The organism is Ignavigranum ruoffiae (assembly GCF_900110675.1).
Lineage (GTDB): Bacteria > Bacillota > Bacilli > Lactobacillales > Aerococcaceae > Ignavigranum > Ignavigranum ruoffiae.
Genome location: NZ_FOEN01000005.1, coordinates 68,675 through 92,832, shown reverse-complemented (window position 1 = coordinate 92,832; position 24,158 = coordinate 68,675). Strand labels below are relative to the sequence as shown.

The following is a 24,158-nucleotide window of genomic DNA, read 5'->3' as shown; positions in this document are numbered from 1 at the left end:
CTTATAATGAAGGTAGTAGGAAATGGTTGAAATGATAAAAGGAGGAAGACAATGAATAAACAATCGGCGAAGAGAAAATATTTGATTCTTGGGTTATTGTTGACTTTGTTGGCTGTACCACAAGTTTCTGCCGAAATTATCAAGCGTCCCGATATTCAAGTCGATCCCAAATCAGGTTTAGTGATTGATGCTCCTTACAGTCCAGCAGATTATGCGCCTTTTCTCTGGTATGACCATTATGACTATCAGGGGACCGGCAATGAATTTGCGACCTATCAAGTGCAACGGATCTTTGAACTCAATCAAGAAAATCGATACCAATATCGTCAAATTTCTGGCAGTCTCATTGATTTTGTAATGGAAATTGGTTCTGAAGGCGTGGTAGAGTTAGCAAATTTCAATGATGAAACAGCTACAAATACGGATTATCGGGATCATGCGGATACTCAAGATGACTTAATCAAGAGGATTATTCCGTCCAGTCTAGAACCAGGGACTGAGTTCTACCAAAGTTATGGTCAAGATTGGCCGATGGTGGTGGTAGGAATTCTGCAACAAGTAGAAGTGCTCGACCAGATGTACTATGATGTTTTACTGATTGAAAGTGCAGAAGAAAGTGAACCAGTAATGCGTTATTATTACGCGCCTAAGATTGGTTTGATTCAGGTCGAAATGGAAGATGGTGACCTATTGATTCAAAGTCAACTGGCTGCTTATCAATAAAAGAAGGTGAAGCGATGATCCCAGTCATTAATATTCAAGAACTTAGTAAAGTATATGGTCAAAAACAAGCCCTGACTGAGCTGAACTTGCAAGTCCAGTCAGGCGACTTTTTCGCTTTTATTGGACCCAACGGAGCCGGAAAGAGTACGACCATTAGAATTCTATTGGGTTTACTCAATAAGACGTCCGGTCTAGCCCAACTATTCGGTGAAGATGTAGGTCCTCAAAAGAGTCAGTTATTACAAAGAATTGCTTATATACCTGCAGAAGTGAATTATTATAGCAAATTCAAAGTGAATGAAATTTTTAAATTTGCAGCCAGCATTCGTTCTCAGCTGTCGCCGGAGTTGCTCAATAATTTGGCTCAAGACTTTGATCTTGATTTGAATAAACGGGTCAAAGATCTCTCATTAGGGAATCGTAAGAAAATAGCTATTGTATTAGCCTTAGCTCAGCAAGCTGACTTGTATATTCTAGATGAGCCGACTTCGGGATTAGATCCTTTGATGCAACAAATATTTTGGCAGAAGATTCAAGAACAACACCGCCAAGGTGCGACGATTTTTGTGTCTTCACATATTTTGAGCGAGGTGCAGAAATATTGTCAACAAGTAGCCATTATTCGTCAAGGCCGAATCATCGCTCAAGGTCCAATGCAAGATTTATTGATTAATCAGAGCAAACAACTGATGATTAAAGGAAGCTTTGATCCTCAAGATTTATTAGGGGTCAGTCACCTTAAAATAGAGCCCGGCATGTGTTCTTTCTTATACCAAGGATCAATGACTGACTTGTTAGCCTATCTTCATCAACATCAAGATCAGATTATAGATCTTACTATTCAGCAACCCGATTTAGAAAGGTTGTTTATTCATTATTATTCAGAGAAAGCAGGTGAGGCGAATGGTCTGGTTGAAAGAAGTTAGAGAGAATATCAGCTTAACTTTAATTTGGAGCCTACTTTTAGCAGCCATGCTAATCATGGTTATTTTGCTTTTTCCAGCCATGGCAGCCGATATGTCCAGTCTATTAGGGATGATGAGGAATTTAGGTCCCTTTGCTCAAGCCCTTAAGTTAGATAGCCTGCCAGTCAATCAATTAATTGGCTTTTATGCGATGGAATGTGAGAACATGTTGGGGATTGCGGGATCTTTTTTTGCGGCTTATTTGGGTGCCAAATTATTGGCCAAAGAAGAAGGTCAACATACAGCAGAATTTCTGTTATGTTTACCGATTCGCCGACGTAGCGTATATTGGCAAAAGTGGGCAGCTCTATTAACTTTACTCGTCTTTTTTAATTTGATCATCATGGTCTTGGCTGCATTAGTCATTTACCTGGGTCAGCAAAGCCTTCCCTGGATTGACTTTATTCAGCTACATCTGGCACTTTTTCTGGTTCAGGCATTTTTTGCCGGGCTTACCTATGCTTTGTCAACTTTTTTTAGAGCTGAGAATTTAGCTCTCAGTATGGGTTTGGTCTTTTTACTTTATTTTATTAATATTATCATTAATCTCTGGCCAGCCCTTAAATTTTTACGTTTTTTCACTCCCTTTCAATTTGCCTATGCGGCAGATATCTTGAAGCAAGGTTTGGATTGGTCACTGATTGCCGTATTTATTCTGATAACGGTCATGGTGTTATCTCTTGCGAGTCTGCATTATGAGAACAAAGATATTCAAATTTAAGTAAATTCAAGTTAAATTTGGATAAAATCCTTGAACCCTAGACCATCTTATGATAGACTTGATTTTTTCTGAAAATTATGATAAAATATGGCGGTGAGGTGAAGACATTGCCAAAAGAAATTTCAGAGATTAAAGAATTTTTGGATGATCGTTTGGGTGAAACCGTAACGGTTACAGTGCAAATGGGACGCAAGAAAAAGAAAGAACGTCGGGGCATCTTAAAAGAAACTTATCGGTCTGTGTTTGTAGTAAACCTTGATCAAGATGAGAACGATTTTGATTGTGTTTCTTACAGCTATCGTGATATTCTAACAAAATCGATTGAAGTAAATTTTGCTTAAAGAAGAAACAAGTTAAGCCTAAGGCTTGCTTGTTTTTTTATGCTATAATGGGGTGTGCATTGATGATAGGAGGAGAAAGATTATGAAATTTGTCGTTGGTTTAGGAAACCCCGGGTCGCGATATGCCGGCACCAAACATAATGTTGGTTTTGATGTGGTCGATCAGCTATTAAGTAAACATCAATTGACCTTTACCGATCAGAAATTTACGGCAGATTTCACTATTTGGCACCGCTCAGCTGAGCGGGTTCTCTTGGCGCAACCTTTCACTTATATGAATTTATCTGGCCAAGCCATCCTCCCGCTGATGTCTTATTTCGGGGTTCATCTCGATGATTTATTAGTCGTCTATGATGATCTTGATTTAAGTCCTGGCAAGATTCGACTCAAACAAAAAGGGTCGGCAGGTGGCCACAATGGCTTAAAGAATATTATTGAATTATTAGGGAGCCAGGAATTTAAACGATTGAAAATTGGAATAGGTCGACCTGAGCCGGGTTGGAAAGTAGCGGACCACGTGCTTGCCCCTTTTAAAACGGATCAACGTCAAGTAATTGATCAGGCGATTGACCAAGGTGTTGAGATTATTGAACACTGGTTAGATGGGACCGACTTTAAACAACTGATGAATGATTATAATTAGCAGGAGGATGTATGGGCTTTACTTATTTACAGCAACCATTTCGCAATATTGTTCAAGCCATTGAACAAAACAATAAAGCGTCCTTACCTTATTTAGTGACGGGGATTGATGACAGCGCACGAGCTCTACTCATTGCGCAAGTCTTTAAAGAAAATCCGCGTCCTTTTTTGATTATTGAGAGTAACTTGCAGAAATTACAGATGCTTCAGGATGACCTGCAACATATCTTAGTAGATTATCCAATTTTAACCTTTCCCGTAGAGGAAGCTTTGGCGGCTGAATTTTCTCAGTCTTCTTTAGATAGTGTGGCTGAACGGGTGGCTGCCTTGAATCTCTTGGTGAATCATCAGGCTGGTATTGTGATTAGTACTCCCTCTGGTTTACGCAAGCAGTTGTCACCGGCCAAGGACTGGCAAGGGGAATTACTTAATTTACAGGTCGGTCAGGATTATGAGATCGAGGCCTTAATTGAGCAACTTAATTTATTTGGTTACCAACGACAAAAAATGGTCCTAGCTCCGGGTGAATTTAGTGTTCGTGGCGGGATTATCGACTACTTCCCATTAAATGAGGATAATCCGATTCGTTTGGATTTCTTTGATACAGAATTGGATGGGATTCGCTATTTTGATGCGGAAAGTCAGGAATCTCTAGATAATATAGAAGAAACCATCTTGATGCCAGCGACTGATGTCTTATTGAGTCAAGACCAAGAAGCCAGCTTGCTGGATCGCTTCAAGCGAGAAGTTGATAAATATCTACGCAAGGTTAAAGATAAAGATTTGAAGGATCAACTTAGCAAGGCTTATCAACATGAAAGCCAGCTATTAGAACATGGGAATGGCTTGACTTATCCGCAAGCCTATTTGTCTTGGATTTATGCCAAGCCAGCTAGCCTCGTAGATTATTTACCGGCAGAGGGCCTATTGATTGTCGACGAATTTGCCAAATTAGCTGATTATGAAGCACGGATGGATCAAGAGAATGCATTCTGGTTGGAACAGGAAATTGTAAAGGGACGAATTTTACCCAATTTGGAGTTAAAGCATTCTTCCGTCGAATTAATCAGAAATTATCCGAGGTTCTCTTTACATTTAGCTTTGATGCAAAGAGGTTTTGGCGACATGCGCTTCTCAGGATTTCATCATGTCCATTACCGACCGATGAATCCTTTCTATAATCAAATGGCCTTATTGAAGACGGAAGTTGATCATTGGCTACACCAAGGTGTGACCATCCAAATTCTAGCCAAAGATTTAAGTGAAGCTCGTCATACCTTACAACGATTAGAAGAGAATGACATTGAACCTGTCTTAATTCAAGACAAAGGCGGTTTAAATCCTAAGGTCGTTAATATTACTCTAGGTGATTTAAGTAAAGGATTTGAGTTACCGCTAGATAAGTATGTACTAATTAGTAGTCAAGACCTATATAAGAAAAGTCGGCAAGCCAGGATTCGTAATAAGAATCTATCCAATGCCGAGCGGATTAAGTCTTACAATGAGTTAAAAGAGGGCGACTATGTCGTACATATTGCCCATGGTATCGGCCAATATAAGGGGCTAGAGACTATGGTCATTAATGGAATTCATAAGGATCTCTTAGTCATTGAGTATCAAGATCAAGCCCGAGTTATGATTCCGGTCGAACAAATTGACCTCTTACAAAAGTATGTGGGATCGGAACATAAGCAACCTAAAGTGCATAAATTAGGTGGGACAGAATGGGTAAGGACCAAGCAGAAAGTTCAAGCCTCTGTTGAAGATATTGCGGATGAATTGATCGAATTATATGCCAAACGTCAAGCAGAGAAAGGTTATGCCTTTTCCCCAGATACCCCAGAACAAGATGAATTTGAAGCCGCCTTTCCTTATGTTGAAACCGAAGATCAATTGACCTCCAGTCAAGAAATTAAAGCAGATATGGAAAAAGTCAGACCCATGGATCGCTTATTAGTTGGTGACGTAGGTTATGGCAAGACCGAGGTAGCCATGCGGGCTATTTTTAAAGCTGTGATGGATGGTAAGCAAGTCGCCTTCCTCGTACCCACGACCATTCTGGCCCAACAACATTACCACTCTTTGGTAGAACGTTTCCAACCCTGGCCTTTTGAAATCGGTCTCTTAAGTCGTTTTGTACCTGCCAGTCAACAAAAGGAAACCCTGAATAAAATTAAAGACGGGGCCATTTCTATTGTGATTGGAACCCATCGCTTGCTGTCGAAAGATGTTCAGTTCCATGACTTAGGACTTTTAATCGTCGATGAGGAACAACGTTTCGGCGTCAAACATAAGGAACGCTTGAAGCAGTTAAAAGCCCAGGTCGATGTGCTAACCTTGACGGCGACGCCAATTCCCCGGACCCTGCATATGTCAATGATTGGCATCCGAGACCTGTCTTTGATTGAGACACCGCCTAACAATCGTTTCCCTGTCCAAACCTATGTCATGGAACAGAATGAAGGTGCGATAAAGTCAGCCATTGAGCGAGAAATTGAACGGGGTGGTCAAGTCTTCTATCTTTATAATCGGGTAGCCTCGATCTATCACCGAGCTCAAGAATTAGCTGATTTGGTCCCTGGGGCACGGATAGCTGTGGCTCACGGTCAGATGAGTGAGACCGAGTTGGAATTAGTCTTATTAGATTTTATCGAAGGCCAGTATGATGTCCTAGTAACGACCACGATTATTGAAACGGGTGTCGATATTCCTAATGCCAATACTCTGTTTGTTGAGAATGCTGACAAGATGGGCTTATCTACCTTGTATCAGCTACGGGGACGGGTGGGTCGGACCCATCGAGTCGCTTATGCCTACCTGATGTATTCGCCACTGAAACAATTGACCGAAGTCAGCGAGAAGCGATTAAATGCGATTAAAGAATTTACTGAATTAGGCTCAGGCTTTAAGATAGCTATGCGTGATTTATCAATTCGAGGGGCAGGTAACTTGTTAGGCCAACAGCAATCCGGTTTTATCGACTCTGTCGGTTATGAAATGTACGCCCAAATGCTCCAAGAAGCAGTGAATCGACGCAAACAAGCTGACTCACAGCCAAGATTTAAGGAGCCCGTCTCATCGATTGAATGGAATATTGATATCGAAGCATATTTACCGGCGACTTATATTGAAGATGAGCAGCAAAAGATTGCAATTTATCAATCTATCCAAAAAATTAATGGCCCAGAGGCCTATCGTCACATGCAGGATCAGTTAATTGACCGATTCGGTGAATATCCTGATGAGGTAGCTAACTTATTAGATATTGCTTTAATCCGTAGCTATGGTCAGCGAATAGGTTTGGAGAAGATTGAAACTAATCGGCGCCAACTTACTATTTATTTAACAAAAGAAGCGAGTTCATTCTTTAAAGGGCCGATGATTTTCCAAGCCTTACAGGACATCCCTTTAAAGGCTCAAGTTCAAGTGGTCCATGACCAAATTAAGTTAACCTTAGATATTTATCAGCAGGCCGCTGACCAATGGCTCAACTATCTGATCAAACTCAGTCAAACAATGGATCAATTAATCAATAAAAAGGAGGAAATAGACCATGCGTCTCGATAAGTTTTTGAAAGTTTCTCGTCTGATTAAACGCCGAACAGTGGCAAAAGAAGTCGCCGACCAAGGCCGGATTGAAATCAATGGTCAGACAGCTAAATCTTCTAGCCAAGTTAAGCCGGGTGATGACTTACTGATTAAATTCGGCAATCGACACTTACAAGTTAGAGTATTGGAGTTGTTAGCATCCTCTAAGAAAGAGGATGCCGCTAAGATGTATGAAGTCATTCGCGAAAAATTTGTGAATCAAGCAGATTAACTGAGGCTAAAATAACAGTTTAATGAGGAATATAGTAGAAATTAAAGGCAATTATTGATATACTTTCAAAGAGTAGGAGGGGTAGGATGAAGCAAACCATGAACACTTATCAATATCCAAATAAGAACCGACGTCTAATAGACGACCAAGATAGAACAAATGGTTCAAAACCCGCTAAACGTTCCTTTTCAGGGCAAACCATGATGGTTACGGGTCTTTGTTTTGTGATGCTTCTAATTGTTGGCATCCCTCTTTATAATTCTTACAATCAAATGCAAGCGAATCAAGAGGTTTATCAACAAGCGCAGGCTGAGAATCGTCAAGCTGTTGAGAATAATCGCTTGATCCAAAGAGAATATCAGAAATTTAATGATCCAGAATATCTGGAAGAAATTGCCCGACGTGACTATTATTATTCCAAAGATGGGGAAATAATTTTTGTACTGCCGGAGGAAGAAAGTAGCGTAAATTATTAATTAAATAAATAAGGAATCAAGGAGGAGACATTTTTATATGTCAATTGAAGTTGGACAGAAGGTTGAAGGCACAGTAACAGGAATTACCAATTTTGGGGCTTTCGTGGCCTTACCTGATAATAAATCAGGCTTGGTACATATCAGTGAAGTCGCAGATGGTTTTGTCAAAGATATCAATGATTTGTTGAGTGTTGGGGATAATGTAACGGTCAAAGTCCTTAAAATGACCCCTGACGGTAAGATTAATTTATCCATCCGACAAGCCAATGAAAGCGAACAAAAGCCGAGAAACACTGGTCGCCATGACAATGCAAAGTTCCAAAACAAGAAGCCAGCCTTTAAGAATTCTTATAAGGCAGATTTCAAACATGATCATCAGTCAAGCCATAAAAATGATGACTTCGATGCGATGATGAGTCAATTCTTAAAGGAAAGTGAAGATCGTTTGACCTCCTTAAAGAAGAGTACCGAAGGTAAACGCGGTGGCCGTGGCGGGCGTCGTGGCTAAACCCATAAGTTCAAGATTATTCTGGAAACCTTGATCGGGTTTCCTTTTTTTTCAGGAAAAGTGAGTGAATCCAGTTAATAAGGAGGGGAATCCAGTGTCAGTAGTAGAAGAGACCTTGCGACAAAAGTTACGCCAATATCAATTAGATTATAAGCAGGCAACCTGGGTGTTGGCGGTTTCTGGCGGCGTGGATTCCATGGTTCTCTTAAGTGCCACAGCCAAGATTCTGGCCGAAGATGAATTCAATCAAAGTCAGTGTGTGGTGGCCCATTTCAATCATCGCTTACGCCCGACCAGTGATCGAGATATGAGGCTGGTCATGGATTACTGCGAGCATTTGAGTTTGCCCTATTTTGTTGAAGAGTGGCAACAACCACAAGCCAAGAATGTGGAAGCCTTGGCTCGGCAGGCTCGTTATACTTTCTTAGCCCGGGTCTGTCGCGCTAATCAAACCCGCATTTTATTGACCGCTCATCACCTAAACGATCAAACGGAAACTCTTTTAATGCGTTTAATTCGTGGCAGTAGCTATAAGGGCTGGCAGGGAATCCGTGAAATTCAGTCGCGTTGCCTTGATTTAGATTTGAAAAGCCCTTATTGGTTAAAGATCTACCGGCCTTTCTTAAGCATTGACAAGAAAGCTCTATATCAGTATGCTTTGGCTAATCGAATCCCCTTTGTCGAAGATGAAAGTAATCAGAGCGAGGCCTATTTTAGGAATCGACTTCGTCAGCAGATTCTTCCCCGCTTTCAAACAGAGAATCCTCAATACTTACAGCATTTTGACCAATTTGCGAAGGTCTATCAACAGGCCTATCAGGCTCATTATGAGAATTTCCTAGCCCTTGAACCACAATTAATCCTGCCTAATCAAGAAGGAGGCTGGACCTTAATGCTACCGGCTTGGATGGCCTTGAGTCAGGCCAGCTTGGGGATTTATTTGAGGATTGCCTTTGAAGAAAGAATAGTCCATAAGTTACCTGAGTATAGCCAACAAAATATTGATCAAGTGGAGCTCTTGATGCGGTCACTGACTAAACCTAATGGTCGAATTGATTTAGGTCAAGGCTGGCAGGCAATTCGTCAATATGACTTGCTCAAGGTCGTACCCGTTGCCAACCAGTCTTTATCGGAGACGCAAGTTTTTCATTTGAATGTAATGAACCAATGGCAAGCGATCAGTGAGAATGAAGTCATCGGTATCTTTGAGCAAGATCAAGTGACCGATGAAGTTGCTAAAGGCGAAACTTTAGTTTATCATTTAAAACTTGAACCAGGTGAAATTGCAGATTTCTATGTACGCCATCGACAAGCTGGTGATCAGATTCAAAAACAAGATAGCAGCGGTAGGGTGTTTACCAAGAAAATACGTCGCGTATTCATCGACCAGAAGGTGGTGCAAAGTGACCGAGACCAGGCTTGGTTAGTTTGTGACTCCTCGCAAAGGGTTGTATGGATTGTTGGCATCCTGAAAGGATATTATCGGACAATTCATTCTGATCAAGAAATTACCCATTCCATTCTATATCAAAAAAAGACGCCGAAATTCACGGACTTATGATAAGATAATGAACAAGATAGATTTAAAGGAGATAAAGTGATGTTGGAGAAAGATATTAAAGAAATTCTGGTAACACCCGAAGAAATTCAAACAGCCATCCAAGCCTTAGGCAAACAATTGACTGAAGATTATGCCGGAAAAGAAGTGGTAGTTATTGGGATATTACGCGGTGCTGCTATATTTATGGCAGACATTATTCGCGCCATGGATTTATATGTAGATATTGATTTTATGGATGTCTCATCATACGGTGATGCCTTTGAATCATCTGGGGAAGTGCGGATTGTTAAAGACTTGGATACCCAAATTAAAGGTAAACATCTCTTGATTGTTGAAGATATTATTGATACAGGTCGGACTTTGCAATATCTGACCGAGTTATTTGAATATCGCGGTGCAGCTTCAATCAAAATTTGTACTTTGTTGGATAAGCCTGAGCGACGAATTTTTAAAGATTTAGTCCCAGATTATGTGGGTATTCAAGTCCCTGATAAATTCTTGGTAGGTTATGGCCTTGACTATAAACAAAAATATCGTAATTTACCTTATATCGGCGTTTTAAAAGAAGAAGTATATAATTCTTAAACAGTAAGCAATTTTTTTACCCAGATGAAGCAAAATATGTTATTATGTTGTAATCATCAAAGATAGTCAAAAGGAGGTTCAAAGATGAACAAAAAACCAAAACGACCGGTTTTTAAGGGCACTTTATCATATATCTTATTATTTCTAGCCCTACTTGGTTTAGTCCAATTATTCTCAGGAAATATTGGTCAAAGTGGTCGTACTGAAGAAATTAATTCCAGTCAATTCTTTAAAAAACTTGAAGAAGGCTCCATTAAGAATTTCGAAATCCAAATTGGCTCTGGCGCTTATGTGGTGACTGGGGAATATAAGGATCGCAACTCATCTTCCAATAATAAAGACAATAAGAATGCAGATTTCCTTGATGTCTTCCAATCCTCAGATAGTCCTAAACAGAAATTTAAGGCCCAAATCTTAGGAAACGATGCCACGCTAGCCAAAGTCACTGAGTTGGCGAGCCAATCCAATACGGTGATGAAGACTCTACCAGAGTCTAGTGTTGGTATGTGGTTGAATATGTTGCCATTCCTAATTTTATTAGTGCCTACTTTCTTCTTAATGTATACCATGATGTCCCAAGGTGGCGGCGGTGGTAAAGGTGTCATGAACTTTGGTAAAGCCAAGACTAAAGTGCAAACTGAAGAGAATGTCAAAGTACGTTTTGATGACGTTGCTGGTGCCGAGGAAGAAAAACAAGAGTTGGTTGAGATTGTAGAATTCTTAAAAGCGCCTGCCCGCTTTACAAAATTAGGAGCTCGGATTCCGGCCGGTGTCTTGCTTGAAGGCCCTCCAGGAACTGGTAAGACATTGCTAGCGAAAGCTGTTGCCGGAGAAGCCGGTGTCCCATTCTTCTCAATTTCTGGGTCAGAATTCGTTGAGATGTTCGTCGGTGTCGGTGCATCTCGTGTTCGTGATCTCTTTGAGAATGCTAAAAAAGAAGCCCCGGCAATTATCTTTATCGATGAGATTGATGCGGTAGGTCGTTCACGGGGAATTGGAATGGGTGGAGGCCACGATGAACGCGAACAAACCTTAAACCAATTGCTTGTAGAGATGGATGGATTTGAAGGGAATGAAGGGGTCATTGTGATGGCGGCAACGAACCGTGCTGATGTCTTAGACCCAGCCCTCTTACGTCCAGGTCGTTTTGACCGACAAATTCTAGTGGGTAATCCTGACGTTAAAGGTCGTGAAGCTATCTTACGAGTTCATGCCCGCAATAAACAATTAGCGAAGAATGTTAACTTGAAGTTAATTGCCCAACAAACTCCAGGTTTCTCTGGGGCTGACTTAGAGAACCTGTTAAATGAAGCGGCTTTATTAGCGGCTCGTTTCAATCGAAATGAAATTACACCTGCCGATGTTGACGAAGCCCATGACCGGGTGATTGCCGGTCCTGCCAAGGCGGATAAGAAGATGTCTGAAGTTCAACGGAAGACCGTGGCTTATCATGAAGCAGGTCATACTGTGGTTGGCATGGTGTTAAGTGACGCCCGAGTCGTTCACAAGGTTACCATTGTTCCTCGGGGCCGGGCTGGTGGTTATGCCATTATGTTACCGAAAGAAGATCAATATATTGTCACTTACAAAGAACTCTTCGAACAAGTGGTTGGTCTCTTAGGTGGCCGTGTCTCTGAAGAAATCGTCTTTAACAGTCAGTCGACCGGAGCCAGCAATGACTTCCAACAAGCTACTCAAATCGTCCGTTCCATGGTTACTGAATATGGAATGTCGGAAAAATTGGGTACCATTCAATATGGTGGCTACAGTCAAGATCTAAATGGACGTCAATTTGGTAATCAATTAACTTATTCAGAACGTTCTGCTTATGAAATTGATGAAGAAGTTCGGCGAATTATGAATGAAGCTCACCAGGAAGCTCATCGAATCATCAATGAGCACCGTGAACAATTAAATACCATTGCAGAGAAACTTCTCGAAGTTGAAACCTTAGATGCGCCAGAAATTAAATCACTCTTTGAGACGGGAGAGATGCCTAAGGAACCGACCGATCAAGCAGAGGCAATTGAACAAGCTGATACGTTCGAACAAGCCAAAGAGAAAGCTGAAGATGAGCAAACTGATCCGCAAAGCGATACGGATGCTAATCAAGTCATCCAGTCGGATCCTGATTCCTCAGCAGCCGAAGATGAAGAAGTAGAATAATTTTTTTGAATTCGATAGAATGACACTGGGGTAAAGACCAAGACTTCAGTGTCATTTTTACTATTTATGAATGAAATGCAAATGACAAAGTCTTGTCAATAAGAAAGAGCAAGCACATTCTTAGAGGAGGGATCCAATGACTGATCGACTAAGTAAAATATTAGCTTATAACAAAGAAGTAAGAATTATTGTGGTGGAAGCGAGTGAAACCGTTCGCCAAGCTGCTCAAATTCATGGGACGTGGCATACGGCCACAGCTGCCTTCGGCCGAACCCTAGTTGCCACATTATTACTAGGTTCTAACCTTAAAGATAGAGGACAAGTCTCTGTCATGATTGAAGGTGAGGGGCCAGTTGGTCGGATTGTAGCTGAGACCGATGGCCAAGGTCATGTCAGAGGTTATTTGAACAATCCAGAAGTTGCTTTACCTTTAAATAAGGCGGGTAAATTAGATGTGACAGGTGCCATTGGTTTACCTGGCGTACTTAGTGTTAAGAAACAAATGGCTGGCGAGAAAGCCTTTGTCGGCCAAGTGAATTTAATCAGTGGCGAACAGGGCGAGGATTTCACTTACTATATGGCGGTGTCCGAACAAACCCCATCTTCGATTGGGCTCAGCGTCTTGGTCAATCCCGATGAATCGGTCCAAGTAGCCGGTGGTTTTATGGTCCAAGTCATGCCGGACGCTCAAGAAGAAACCATTCAAAGTCTGGAAACAGCCATTGAATCCTTAGGACAATTAGCTCCTATCTTTGAAAGTGAAGATCCTTTGACTGAATTGTTACAGATTCTTTCGCCTCAAGGAGATTATCAGATCTTGGACCAACAAGAAGTTGCTTTCTCGTGTCCTTGTAGTAAGGAGAAATTTGGCCAAGCCTTAAGTTTGTTAAGTGTTGAAGACTTGCAAGCTATGATTGATGAAGACCAAGGAGCTGAAACAGTCTGCCATTATTGTAAAACGGCTTATCAATTCTCTAAAGAAGAATTGGAAGCAATTCTAGCTCACAAGAAAGCAGGATCAGCCGATGTTTAAAATAGGAGACATTCAAATTGATAATCCAATTGTTGTGGCGCCGATGGCCGGTGTCTCTAACGCTGCTTTTCGGACGATTGTCAAACAATTTGGTGCGGGTCTCGTTGTCTGTGAGATGATTTCTGATAAGGGCATCCAATATCGGAATAAGAAAACCTTGTCCATGCTTCATATTGCCGAGAACGAGTATCCACTAAGTATTCAAATTATGGGTGGCAATAAAGATACCTTGGTCGAAGCGGCTAAATACGTGGCTGAGAATACTGAAGCTGCCATTATTGATATTAATATGGGTTGCCCGGTCAACAAGGTGATTAAGGCGGAAGCTGGTGCTCGCTGGTTACTTGACCCTAATAAGGTCTATGAAATGGTTCATGCGGTAGTTTCAGCGATTGATAAGCCCGTCACGGTCAAGATGCGGACTGGCTGGGATGATGACCATCTCTATGCAGTGGAGAATGCCCTGGCTGCACAAGAAGCGGGTGTATCAATGATTGCTATGCATGGTCGAACGCGAGTTCAAATGTATGAAGGTAAGGCGAATTGGGATATTCTGGCGGAAGTTGCTTCACACGTCAAGGGGATTCCTTTTGTCGGGAATGGCGATGTTCGAACGCCCCAACAAGCAAAGCAATTATTAGCGGAAACCGGTGTTGACGGAGTAATGGTCGGTCGGGCTGCTCTCGGTAATCCTTGGGTGGTTAAACAGATGGTTCATTATTTAGAGACGGGTGAAGAGCTACCAGCGATGAGTCCACGGGACAAGATTGATATAGCGATTGAACACTTGCATCGATTAGTAGCTCTGAAGGGGGACCGCGAAGCGACCAGGGAATTCAGAACTCAGGCCCATTATTATCTTAAAGGAATTCCTCGGTCTTCCAAAGTCAAAGTAGCTATCAATGAAACAGAATCTTCGCAAGTGGTGATTGATATGCTAAATGAATTTGCTGATCAGGCTGAGGCTGCGGACAAGAAACGCCGTCTTCATCGACAACGACGCCAGGACCAAGCGAGTTAACCGCAAATTCTAAGCTTTAATGTAGGCGGAAGGACAATATTCATAAAAATATAAATAAAAATCTGAAATAGGTATGACAAACGTCACAGAATAAGCTAGAATGAAAGGGATTAAGATATAGGAGTGACAAGATGACAGACAGACAACATGCTGACCAATTAGAACAACTTAATGACCAACTTATCGTAAGACGTGAGAAAATGCAGGCCATGTTCGACCATCAAGATGTGCAACCTTTTGATTCAGGTTTTGAACGGACCCACCTTTCTCAAGATATTTTTGATCAATATGAATCCTATGATCATGATGACTTCGAAAATCAAGAGAAAATCAATGTCAAAGTGGCTGGTCGTTTAGTATCTAAACGTGGTAAAGGTAAGGCTGGTTTTGCGCATTTGCAAGATATGCAAGGCAAGATTCAAATTTATGTACGTCAAGATACGGTAGGCGAAGACAATTACGAATGGTATAAGTTAGCCGACTTGGGAGATATTATTGGGGCTGAAGGTTATCTGTTTAGAACCAATACCGGTGAACTTTCTGTTCGAGTAAGCCATTTTGTTCCTTTAACGAAGGCTTTACGTCCCTTGCCAGATAAATACCATGGTCTAACCAATGTAGAACAACGTTACCGTCAACGCTATCTAGATTTAATTGCCAATGAAGAGTCATATCAACGATTCATTATGCGGTCTAAAATTGTTCGTGAAATTCGTCGGTATTTAGATGATCAAGGCTATCTTGAAGTGGAAACACCTGTCCTACATAATCTAGCAGGGGGAGCAGCTGCGCGCCCATTTGTGACCCATCACAATGCTTTGGATATGGAACTTTATATGCGAATAGCGACCGAATTGCATTTGAAACGTCTGGTCGTCGGAGGTATGGAGAAAGTCTATGAAATGGGACGTATCTTCCGGAATGAAGGGATTGACACGACCCATAATCCAGAATTTACTTCGATTGAAATCTATACGGCCTATTCAATCTATACCGACTGTATGGATTTGGTTGAGTCTTTAATTCGAACTGTTACTCAAGAAGTCCTTGGAACAGCTAGATTAACCTATGATGGTCAAGAAGTTAATTTAGAAGAACCTTGGGCTCGCCTTCACATGGTTGATTTGATTAAAGAATATACTGGTGTTGATTTCTGGCAAGAAATGACCTTTGAAGAGGCTAAAGCCTTGGCCCAAGAACATCATGTTGAAATAAGTGATCATGACAATAGTGTCGGTCATATTATTAACAACTTCTTCGAAGAATTCTGTGAAGACAAACTTATTCAACCGACCTTTGTCTATGGCCATCCGGTAGAAGTTTCACCATTGGCACGGAAGAATGAAGCAGATTCACGCTTTACCGATCGGTTCGAATTGTTTATTGTCGGCAATGAATACGCGAATGCCTTTACTGAGTTAACCGACCCCATCGATCAACGGGAACGTTTCGAATCTCAACTCGCTGAGAAAGATGCGGGGAATGATGAAGCTCATCCATTAGATGAAGACTTCTTAGAAGCCTTAGAATATGGCATGCCACCAACCGGCGGTATTGGAATTGGTATTGACCGCTTAGTCATGTTATTGACTGATGCTCAATCCATTCGTGACGTTCTCTTGTTCCCAACCCTAAGAAATAATTAAATATCTAGCAGAACTCCTCTGTGGCTTTATAAAGTCACGGAGGTTTTTTATTGAATATAGGCTTGTTTTGTTTAGAATAAATGTTAATATTAGATTAAATAAAGATTACAATAAAATTAAAAAAGTTCCATTTAATATAAAGTAAAGCCATGATAAGTAAAAATTGAAACATTAGGAGCGGAGAAGGTTGGCGATGAAAAAATTTTTGTGGAAAGAGGTCATACAGAATAAATTACCCTGGGTCTTTATCATATCTATTTTATTAATGCCACTAATCTTACATGTTTATAATTCGCAGCAAGAGGATCTTACCTATGAAAGAATGAGTCAGAATTTACAAGTTGAACAAGATACCTTGAACATGCATCAAGAGATGATCCGTTATCAAAAAGAAATCGATCCAGATTTTGATGCTAATGATCGCTATGATCAACTACTTTTAGATGCGAACCAAACGCTTATGCAATGGAAAAATAAACTGCATCAGAATAATTATTTTTTTGCGCGTGAGGCTCTTAATCTCTATCAGTCTTACCAATCCATTGAAAATCTACCCAAATTTTTTCCTATTTTAGGGGATCGTCAAGATGAATTATTGATTCAGCAAGAACGAGCTGAGATAATGCAAGCTTATAATTTTCCCTACTTAATGGAAGACTACCCGACCCTTTCAGTTAATTACCTCGTTCAACTTGCTGACTGGATGTTTGGAATTTACACGGCAGTGGCGATATTGTTATTATTTGCTTTCCGGATGTACCGGGTTCAGCATCCTCAGTTCGACTTTATACTGATATCTCCTATTAAGCGCCAACAAGTTATTCGCTTTGATCAACACCTGCTTATGCTCGCAATGGCTGTCGTAGTATTTATTTATGCAATCGTATCTAGTCTTGTATTGACCATGACAGGGTGGAAGTTCCTTTGGTATCCCATCATTTTGTCTGGGCGTTTTTCTTCATTACTTATGCCTGTTTGGCAGATAATTCTCGTCAAATTGGCAGTTTGGCTAGGGCTACTGACGGGTATGGCTTGGCTCGCCCAATTGTTCGCTGGCTTTATCAGAACTAAGGATTTAAACTTTATTGCCTTGTTTCTTCTGCTTTTCATCTTACAAATTTTTGCTAAAGGAGACGTTTGGAATCCTTTATCGTATTTTTTTGATTTAAACAATCAATTGCTTTCGGTCCAAGCTTGGGTAATTATTAGCCTGAGTTTGTCCGTATTCGTTGTTTGGTTGATTTACAGTCATTCTTCGCTTCTAACGATGACCTATCAATATTTGTATCGTAGCCGTCAGCGCAAAGAACAGTTGGCAAAGAAGATTCACTGCACTTTTCTACCCAGTTGGATTAACTTTGAATTGACCAAGCTTTTACGACATTCTTATGTAAAGAGGGTCTTGTGGATACTTTTAGTTGGCCTAGGAGTGGCCTACTTCTTTATCTACTTTAAGTCCACTCATGCTGAAGAAGAATTTCGTGATTATTTGGAGAATCAAGTTAGTTATTATCAGGATAAAGTTGTTGAAATGACGAATACAGTAGAACTTATTTATTTGCAGAGTCATACCATGTATAATGATGAATTTAAACAACGGAAAAATAAGGAGCAGCGTTTCAAAGAGTGGTATCAAGAGCAATATCCTGCCGATTTTGAAAGTATTGAGTCGATAAAGAGCACTTTTGAAAATTCCTTAAGTTATTACCAAATAGCATTAGATAAACTCAACCAAGGGAATTTTGATCAAACAACTTTAATCCAATTTCGCGAACGTTATTATCTCGACGAACAAGAGAATCTAAAACAAGGTCACGGGTCAGCAGAGAAACCCTTATTGGCGGGGCAAGCTCAGAATATATTGATTAAAGAGAACAATTTGAAACCTTTACTTTTGGGTAATCTTTTATTAGATCAGTACCATCCTTATTATGGAAATCGAGCTGAACAGAGTCAGTGGGATCATTCGATGGTTCATAGTCTTTATATATTCTTTGAGAATCATCTGCATTTAATCGGAATTGTTCTGCTCTTCATCGTCTTATTTGCATCAATCAGTGAAGAAGTCAGCCCTTTACCCCATCTTGATTTTCTTTTCCTTCAACCCAGAAAGCGACAAAATTTGTATTTGTCAAAATTATTCTACAATATTATTGCTATGTTCATGCTACTAGTTACGGGAATGTTAACCTTCATGGGTTTGGCTATGATTTTCGGAGGGCTAGGCCAGTTTAATTACCCCATAGCTGAATTTGTTCCAGATGTGCTGGGGCAAAGCCCCAATTCCCATGCTATTTATGCGAGTGGTAGCCACCTGTATTTCCAAATGGTAGAAATTTCGCAAGTTGTCTTTCGTGTTTTAATTTTACTTATTCCAATCGTTCTTTTTATGCTAAGTTTTGGCTTATTTCTTTCCATTTGGCTGAAGCATCGATTCATTGTTGTTTCTCTGATCATTGTCTTATGTTGTGTCGGATATTATTTAAGTCGGCAATTCATTGCTTTCGATTTGATAAGCTATTTCCCTTTCTTATATCTAAATGCCTTTAGTGTCGCCGATGGTTGGCTAGCCCAACAAGCCAATGTTCCCCAATTGAATGCACTGACTGGTGTGGGAGTATTAATTTCTTGGTCAATTTTGTTGAGTTTGGCTGGCTGGGGATCATTCAGAATACGGTGGGAAAGGACGCGAAATCATGGAAATTCAATTAAAAAATATTAGCAAAAAATTTGGCGAGCAGAGTATCTTTGAGAATCTTTCTGCGACGATTCCGAGCGGACATTCAATTGGTTTGATAGGACCCAATGGCATCGGGAAGACAACATTAATTCGGATGATGTTCAATCTGGATGATCAATATCAAGGTCAAATATATTTTGACAAATACTTAAATAAAGATATTCGCATCTATCAACGAGCCTATTATATGCAAGACTACCAAATTTTATATCCGCAACTGACCGCATATGATCATTTGAAGTTTTTAACGGATGTCCATCATATTAAATCCTCACGCATTGAGGAGGTCTGTCAAGAAGTCGGCATGAACACTTATTTGCATAAGAAAACTAGAACCTATTCTCTAGGAATGAAACAGCATTTATTAATTGCTATGGCTTTAATTAATCAAGCTGAGTGTATCGTGATGGATGAACCTTTTAATGGACTAGATCCGACGAGTATCCTTGATTTAAAGCGTATTTTAGAGAAATTACGAAACCAAGGTAAAACCATCTTAATTTCATCTCATAACTTAGCTTTGGTTCAAGAACTCGTAGACCAAGTCTTCTTAATCAAAGATAAAAAATTGGAGCGAGTTTTCTTGGATCAAGAACAAGCATTACAACTCATCTTTGTCTTCTCACAACAAGCCGATCAATCTCGTTTCATCCCGGCTAGTCAAAATGCGGGCTTAAATTATGAAGTGTTAGATCAAGGAGTGAAGCTAAGTGGGGATCCTAGTCCTTATATTAATCTATTAATCAATAATCAGATCATGGTGGATCATGTCATTCATCAACAGACCTCACTAGAAGAATTATATCAAGCATACTACCTACAAGATAAGTAAGAAAGGGATAGTCTATTTGTATGTTTTTTGATAATGTATCAAAATACAATAGCAGCTTTATCCCGATAATTTGTTAGATTAAGCTTATTATTATCATTCATCGATCAGTCGGAGTATAATGACATTAAGATAGAATAAGGAGGAAATTTCATGGAATTTTTACGTGAAGATCATGCGATTGTTGTTCGTAATGACAAGGGACAAATGATTGCTGAAATTACATACCGAGACACAGATGATCCTAAAGTTGTGGCTGCAGACCATACTTATACTTCAGACTCCTTAAGAGGTCAAGGGGTTGCCAGTCAACTTCTGGATGAATTGATTCAGGATATGAAAGCCCAAGGGAAGAAAATCTATCCAATTTGTCCTTATGTAGTTAAGAAATTTGATGATGAACCAGTTAAATATGCAGATATCGATGCTCGAAAAGCTTAATCATTTCTGTGAAGCCTCGCTTCGGCGAGGTTTTTTTATGGGTGATAGGAGGTGACAGTTATGGTCTACTGGCTGATATTTTTAGAAGGGATTTTGACCTTTATTTCTCCCTGTATGCTGCCAATGATTCCTTTATATTTGGCTTATTTTGGTGCTCAAGGTGAAACGAAATCTCAGCGACAATTTATGGGTCAAGTATTTTTATTTATTATCGGCTTTAGTTTAGTGTTCATCTTAATGAATGGTTTGCTATACTCACTAGCTTCCTGGTTGCTGCCTTATCAGTCTTGGCTTAACTTTTTTGCGGGTCTATGGATGATATTGATCGGCTTGTCGATATTATTTCCTACTCGATTGTTAAAATCGAAGGGCTTAGCTTCCCTAACCTCTTGGCTTGATACTTCAACGAATAGCTTTTTATTCGGTTTGGTGTTTGCTCTGAGTTGGACACCTTGCGTTGGCGCTTATTTAGCAGCTGCTTTAAGTCTGAGTTTAACAGCTGATCATTTGGGTCAATCGATGTTGATGATGGGGCTATTCTGTATGGGCTTAGCTTTACCTTTTGTACTCTCAGCTTATTTAGTGCAATCGATTAAGGATTTATTGGCTCCTTTTAAGGCAATTAGTCATCGAATTTATCAATTAGCCGGGCTTGTATTAATTGTAATGGGTCTTCTCTGGATGAGTGGGTATCTTTCGGCTTGGATCAGTCTTTAGAAAGGAATTAAAATGAAAAAAGTCATCGGAATTTTACTAAGTTTAGTTATATTATTTATTGCTGCAAATTTCATGATGAATCGTCAAGAGGATGCTGATATCTTGCAAAGGGCAAATCAGGCGGGAGAAGTCAAGCAAAGGCTAGAAAGCACAGAATCTCAATCAGAACGGGCTACTTCAGAGGAAAAAATGAACGGGTCAACCGAAGAGACGAAGACCTCATCGCATTCAGTGGAGAGCAGTCAGCCTGAATTACCGACTCCGAGCAATGCTCCGTTATTACCTGAAACTTATGTTGAAGATTCGCAAGGCCAACGTATTCAGTTGAAAGATTTAATTGACAAACCAACTATAATCAATTTCTGGGCTTCCTGGTGTCCCCCATGTCGCAAAGAAATGCCTTACTTGCAAGACTTGTACGATGAATATGGTCAAGATATTGGTTTTATCATGTTGAATGCCAGTCAATCTAAACCGACAGAAACTATCGACAAGGCGAAACAATTTATTCAAGACTCGGGTTACACTTTCCCAGTTTATTATGACCATGCCTTATCCAACCAAATTGGGCTCGGTGTAAGGACGCTGCCTTCCACCCTGATCGTCGATCAAGATGGCCAAATCCTTTATGGATTTCGTGGGTTAGTTCCTGAAGCCGGCATGAGAAAAATTATTAAAGAATTGCTGCCGTAAGCATGAAAAAAGTTAAAATACAACATAGTATTAGAACTTATTTAGGATTATGAGATATTAATTATACAATAACGCCTCTTGATGAGATATTTATCATGTAATCCTTTTCAAATTTTCCCTCCTCCTGACTAGAAGTTAGCTATAATTAGCATAAGTTGGATTAATTTAGTATAGGAGGAATCAAATGGAAGAGAAAAAAATTAAATGGCATATACTGGCCTTTATGTGTTTCTCAACACTTTGGGGCTTTGGAAATGTTGTAAATGGATTTATCTTCTTTAATGGAACTCAAGTCATTTTCTCATGGGTTCTTATGTTTTTGCTGTATTTTATTCCGTATGCCTTAATGGTTGGGGAAATGGGCTCTGCCTTTAAAACTTTAGAAGGTGGGGTAACTTCTTGGATTCAAGAGACTTCCAGTACCAAGTTGGCCTATTATACGGGTTGGACTTACTGGGCCTGCCACGTTACTTATATCGCTTCTAAGGGATCTGGTGGTCTAAAAGCCTTATCTTGGATTGTCTTTCAAGATTCTACTTTGTATGATAGTTTACCGACTGTCTGGGTCCAATTAGTCACTTTAATTATTTTCCTTTTCTTCTGTTGGATTGCTAGTATGGGAATTAATCCATTGAAGAATCTGGCGACCCTGGCCGGATCTAGTATGTTTGTAATGAGTATTTTATTTATCTTAATGATGTTTGCCGCCCCAGCCATTAATCCAAATGGGGGCTATCTGAATATTGATTGGAGTTTAAAGAATTTTATCCCTAACTTTGATTGGCATTATTTTACTAACTTATCAATTTTAGTCTTTGCAGTGGGTGGGATTGAAAAGATTTCTCCTTACGTTAACAAAATGGATGGTGACCCTGCTCATGAGTTTCCAAAATCAATGATTTTCGCCGCCGTGATGGTGGTTATCTCGGCGATCTTTGGGACTATTGCCATGGGTATGATTTTAGATCCAGCGGTGATTAATGAATCACCACAAGCCTTTGACTCTTACTTAGCCAATGGGGCTTATATCGCTTTTGGTAAATTGGGTGAATATTACGGAGTAGGCAAACTCTTTATGATTATCTACGCCCTATGTAATATGATCGGTCAATTTGCGACCCTCGTCATTTCAATTGATGCGCCACTTCGTATGCTCTTAGGAGACCCAAGAACGAGTCAATTTATTCCACGTTCGCTATTAAAACAAAATCGTCATGGGGCATATATCAACGGAATTTACATGGTGGTCGTGCTTTGTGGAGCGATTATCGTTGCTCAAATGGTTGTACCTGGAGCAGCTACTGTCTTGAAGCAATTAACTAAATTGAATTCGATTATTATGCCTTTCCGTTATCTCTGGGTATTTGCAGCCTATTTATTCTTACGTCGGCAATCTGATAAATTTCACCGCGAATACATGTTTGTCAAGAATAATACGGTGGCCCTATTCTTCGGCGGCTGGTGCTTCTTGGTAACCTTAGCATGCTGCTTATTAGGAGCCTATTCAGACGATCCATTCCAATTGGCCCTAAATATCATCACTCCAATTGTATTAATACTATTAGGAATTATCCTGCCAGTATTACGCCGTCGTGAAGATGAAAAGCTTCAAGCAGGAGAGATTTAAAGTAAGAATATCCGATAAAAAGGACTTTGAACTGCTAGCTCTCAAATAAACCGTAAATAAATTTTGGACCATGCGTCATTTAGTTGATGCATGGTTTTTATGCAGGTAAAATTGAAACAAGATGCAAAATTATAAGAAAAAGCCCGCGCAGGATTTATGAAAAACCATCGGATTCGCATACTTTACCCACCTCATTCCCTTGAAGCCTCTGGCTTTTAGGGAATGAGGTCCCAAAAAAACTCAATGATCTCTTTTTAGCTGTTGCTTGTAAATAAAAAGTGGATTACTGACAAAAAGAATATCCGAATCTGTTGACTCACAAGCACAAAGAAGATTCACGTAGCTTATCAGCTCTTATCGACTTGTCGATTAGAGATGATCTAGTGGATCTAGCCCGGAAAAGCTTGCTTTGAAGGACGGTCGCTTGTCAGCCAGACAAATTCGATGTTTAGTTTTACTATTTTTATCTGCTGCCAGAATTTATTGAAGGTAAAAATTGAAACAAGATGCAACATTATAAGAAAAAGCCCGTGCAGGATTCATGACAAACCATCGGATTCGCATACTTTACCCACATCATTCCCTTGATGCCTCTGGCTTTTAGGGAATGAGTCGTAAAGTAAGTCTGGAGCTTATGATTATAAGCGGAAGACGGTGCCCAATGGTTTGACATAATCCATGCAAAAGGCTTTTCTATAATTTAGTTCTAACGATAAAGCATTTAATTTTACCCAAAGAGAAAATTTACAAGCAGAAACCATTTCTTTTCCAATAATGATTGACGTGTTTGTTTATTCGTGTTATCCTTACACAGGTGTTTTAAGGACAGATTCCTGTATTTCAGTCGTGCTGACTGTTTTAAAGCACAACTAGCAATGTTTCCATTGCTAAATATTTTTTAAC

21 protein-coding genes are annotated in these 24,158 nt (G+C 40.1%); all 21 read left to right on the top strand.

The annotated features are described in order from the left end of the window. Positions 1-51: 51 nt before the first annotated feature. The 21 genes from BMX34_RS05370 (at position 52) to BMX34_RS05270 (ending at position 23,255) form a co-directional block, all read left to right on the top strand. On the top strand, positions 52-723 hold the full coding sequence (locus BMX34_RS05370; RefSeq protein ID WP_092571609.1) for a hypothetical protein: 672 nt from the start codon (positions 52-54) through the stop codon (positions 721-723). Positions 724-737: 14 nt separating this feature from the next. Next, on the top strand, positions 738-1,649 hold the full coding sequence (locus BMX34_RS05365) for an ABC transporter ATP-binding protein (protein ID WP_092571607.1): 912 nt from the start codon (positions 738-740) through the stop codon (positions 1,647-1,649). After that, entirely contained in the window at positions 1,627-2,409 is a 783-nt protein-coding gene (locus BMX34_RS05360; RefSeq protein WP_092571605.1) for an ABC transporter permease subunit, read from the top strand. The genes BMX34_RS05365 and BMX34_RS05360 overlap by 23 nt, the downstream gene beginning before the upstream one ends. A gap of 107 nt (positions 2,410-2,516) precedes the next feature. Continuing rightward, the gene (locus tag BMX34_RS05355; RefSeq protein WP_092571603.1) at positions 2,517-2,750 is read left to right on the top strand and encodes a Veg family protein; all 234 of its coding nucleotides are present in this window, start codon (positions 2,517-2,519) and stop codon (positions 2,748-2,750) included. 82 nt (positions 2,751-2,832) lie between these two features. Further along, positions 2,833-3,393 carry an aminoacyl-tRNA hydrolase gene (gene pth / locus BMX34_RS05350; protein ID WP_092571601.1) on the top strand — a complete coding sequence of 187 codons (561 nt, stop codon included), beginning with the start codon at positions 2,833-2,835 and terminating at the stop codon, positions 3,391-3,393. An 11-nt stretch (positions 3,394-3,404) separates the two neighbouring features. After that, positions 3,405-6,959 carry a transcription-repair coupling factor gene (gene mfd / locus BMX34_RS05345; protein ID WP_092571599.1) on the top strand — a complete coding sequence of 1,185 codons (3,555 nt, stop codon included), beginning with the start codon at positions 3,405-3,407 and terminating at the stop codon, positions 6,957-6,959. Further along, positions 6,946-7,212, top strand: coding sequence for an RNA-binding S4 domain-containing protein (locus tag BMX34_RS05340; RefSeq protein ID WP_092571597.1), 267 nt, complete (start codon positions 6,946-6,948; stop codon positions 7,210-7,212). Before mfd ends, BMX34_RS05340 begins: the two co-directional genes overlap by 14 nt. An 86-nt stretch (positions 7,213-7,298) precedes the next feature. After that, positions 7,299-7,688, top strand: coding sequence for an FtsB family cell division protein (locus tag BMX34_RS05335; RefSeq protein WP_092571595.1), 390 nt, complete (start codon positions 7,299-7,301; stop codon positions 7,686-7,688). 37 nt (positions 7,689-7,725) lie between these two features. Continuing rightward, on the top strand, positions 7,726-8,196 hold the full coding sequence (locus tag BMX34_RS05330; protein ID WP_092571594.1) for a S1 domain-containing RNA-binding protein: 471 nt from the start codon (positions 7,726-7,728) through the stop codon (positions 8,194-8,196). A gap of 94 nt (positions 8,197-8,290) precedes the next feature. After that, positions 8,291-9,757 carry a tRNA lysidine(34) synthetase TilS gene (tilS, locus tag BMX34_RS05325; RefSeq protein WP_092571592.1) on the top strand — a complete coding sequence of 489 codons (1,467 nt, stop codon included), beginning with the start codon at positions 8,291-8,293 and terminating at the stop codon, positions 9,755-9,757. Positions 9,758-9,796: 39 nt separating this feature from the next. Further along, a complete protein-coding gene (hpt, locus tag BMX34_RS05320) occupies positions 9,797-10,342 on the top strand; it encodes a hypoxanthine phosphoribosyltransferase (protein ID WP_092571590.1) in 546 nt (181 codons plus the stop codon). An 84-nt stretch (positions 10,343-10,426) separates the two neighbouring features. Continuing rightward, entirely contained in the window at positions 10,427-12,508 is a 2,082-nt protein-coding gene (gene ftsH / locus BMX34_RS05315; RefSeq protein ID WP_092571588.1) for an ATP-dependent zinc metalloprotease FtsH, read from the top strand. 136 nt (positions 12,509-12,644) lie between these two features. Continuing rightward, positions 12,645-13,541, top strand: a complete 897-nt coding sequence (gene hslO, locus BMX34_RS05310; protein ID WP_092571586.1) for an Hsp33 family molecular chaperone HslO — start codon at positions 12,645-12,647, stop codon at positions 13,539-13,541. Beyond that, a complete protein-coding gene (dusB, locus tag BMX34_RS05305; RefSeq protein WP_092571584.1) occupies positions 13,534-14,562 on the top strand; it encodes a tRNA dihydrouridine synthase DusB in 1,029 nt (342 codons plus the stop codon). The genes hslO and dusB overlap by 8 nt, the downstream gene beginning before the upstream one ends. Before the next feature lie 131 nt (positions 14,563-14,693). After that, the gene (gene lysS / locus BMX34_RS05300) at positions 14,694-16,208 is read left to right on the top strand and encodes a lysine--tRNA ligase (protein WP_092571582.1); all 1,515 of its coding nucleotides are present in this window, start codon (positions 14,694-14,696) and stop codon (positions 16,206-16,208) included. 193 nt (positions 16,209-16,401) lie between these two features. Beyond that, complete coding sequence (locus tag BMX34_RS05295) at positions 16,402-18,930, top strand: ABC-2 family transporter permease (protein ID WP_092571580.1); 2,529 nt, start codon at positions 16,402-16,404, stop codon at positions 18,928-18,930. Beyond that, positions 18,905-19,780 carry an ABC transporter ATP-binding protein gene (locus tag BMX34_RS05290; protein WP_092571578.1) on the top strand — a complete coding sequence of 292 codons (876 nt, stop codon included), beginning with the start codon at positions 18,905-18,907 and terminating at the stop codon, positions 19,778-19,780. The genes BMX34_RS05295 and BMX34_RS05290 overlap by 26 nt, the downstream gene beginning before the upstream one ends. A gap of 150 nt (positions 19,781-19,930) precedes the next feature. Continuing rightward, positions 19,931-20,218: a GNAT family N-acetyltransferase gene (locus BMX34_RS05285; protein ID WP_092571576.1), complete on the top strand. Its 288-nt coding sequence runs from the start codon at positions 19,931-19,933 to the stop codon at positions 20,216-20,218. A 60-nt stretch (positions 20,219-20,278) separates the two neighbouring features. After that, the gene (locus BMX34_RS05280) at positions 20,279-20,935 is read left to right on the top strand and encodes a cytochrome c biogenesis CcdA family protein (protein ID WP_092571574.1); all 657 of its coding nucleotides are present in this window, start codon (positions 20,279-20,281) and stop codon (positions 20,933-20,935) included. A gap of 12 nt (positions 20,936-20,947) precedes the next feature. Continuing rightward, the gene (locus tag BMX34_RS05275; protein ID WP_092571572.1) at positions 20,948-21,628 is read left to right on the top strand and encodes a TlpA family protein disulfide reductase; all 681 of its coding nucleotides are present in this window, start codon (positions 20,948-20,950) and stop codon (positions 21,626-21,628) included. 184 nt (positions 21,629-21,812) lie between these two features. Continuing rightward, the gene (locus tag BMX34_RS05270; protein WP_092571570.1) at positions 21,813-23,255 is read left to right on the top strand and encodes an APC family permease; all 1,443 of its coding nucleotides are present in this window, start codon (positions 21,813-21,815) and stop codon (positions 23,253-23,255) included. Positions 23,256-24,158 lie beyond the last annotated feature (903 nt).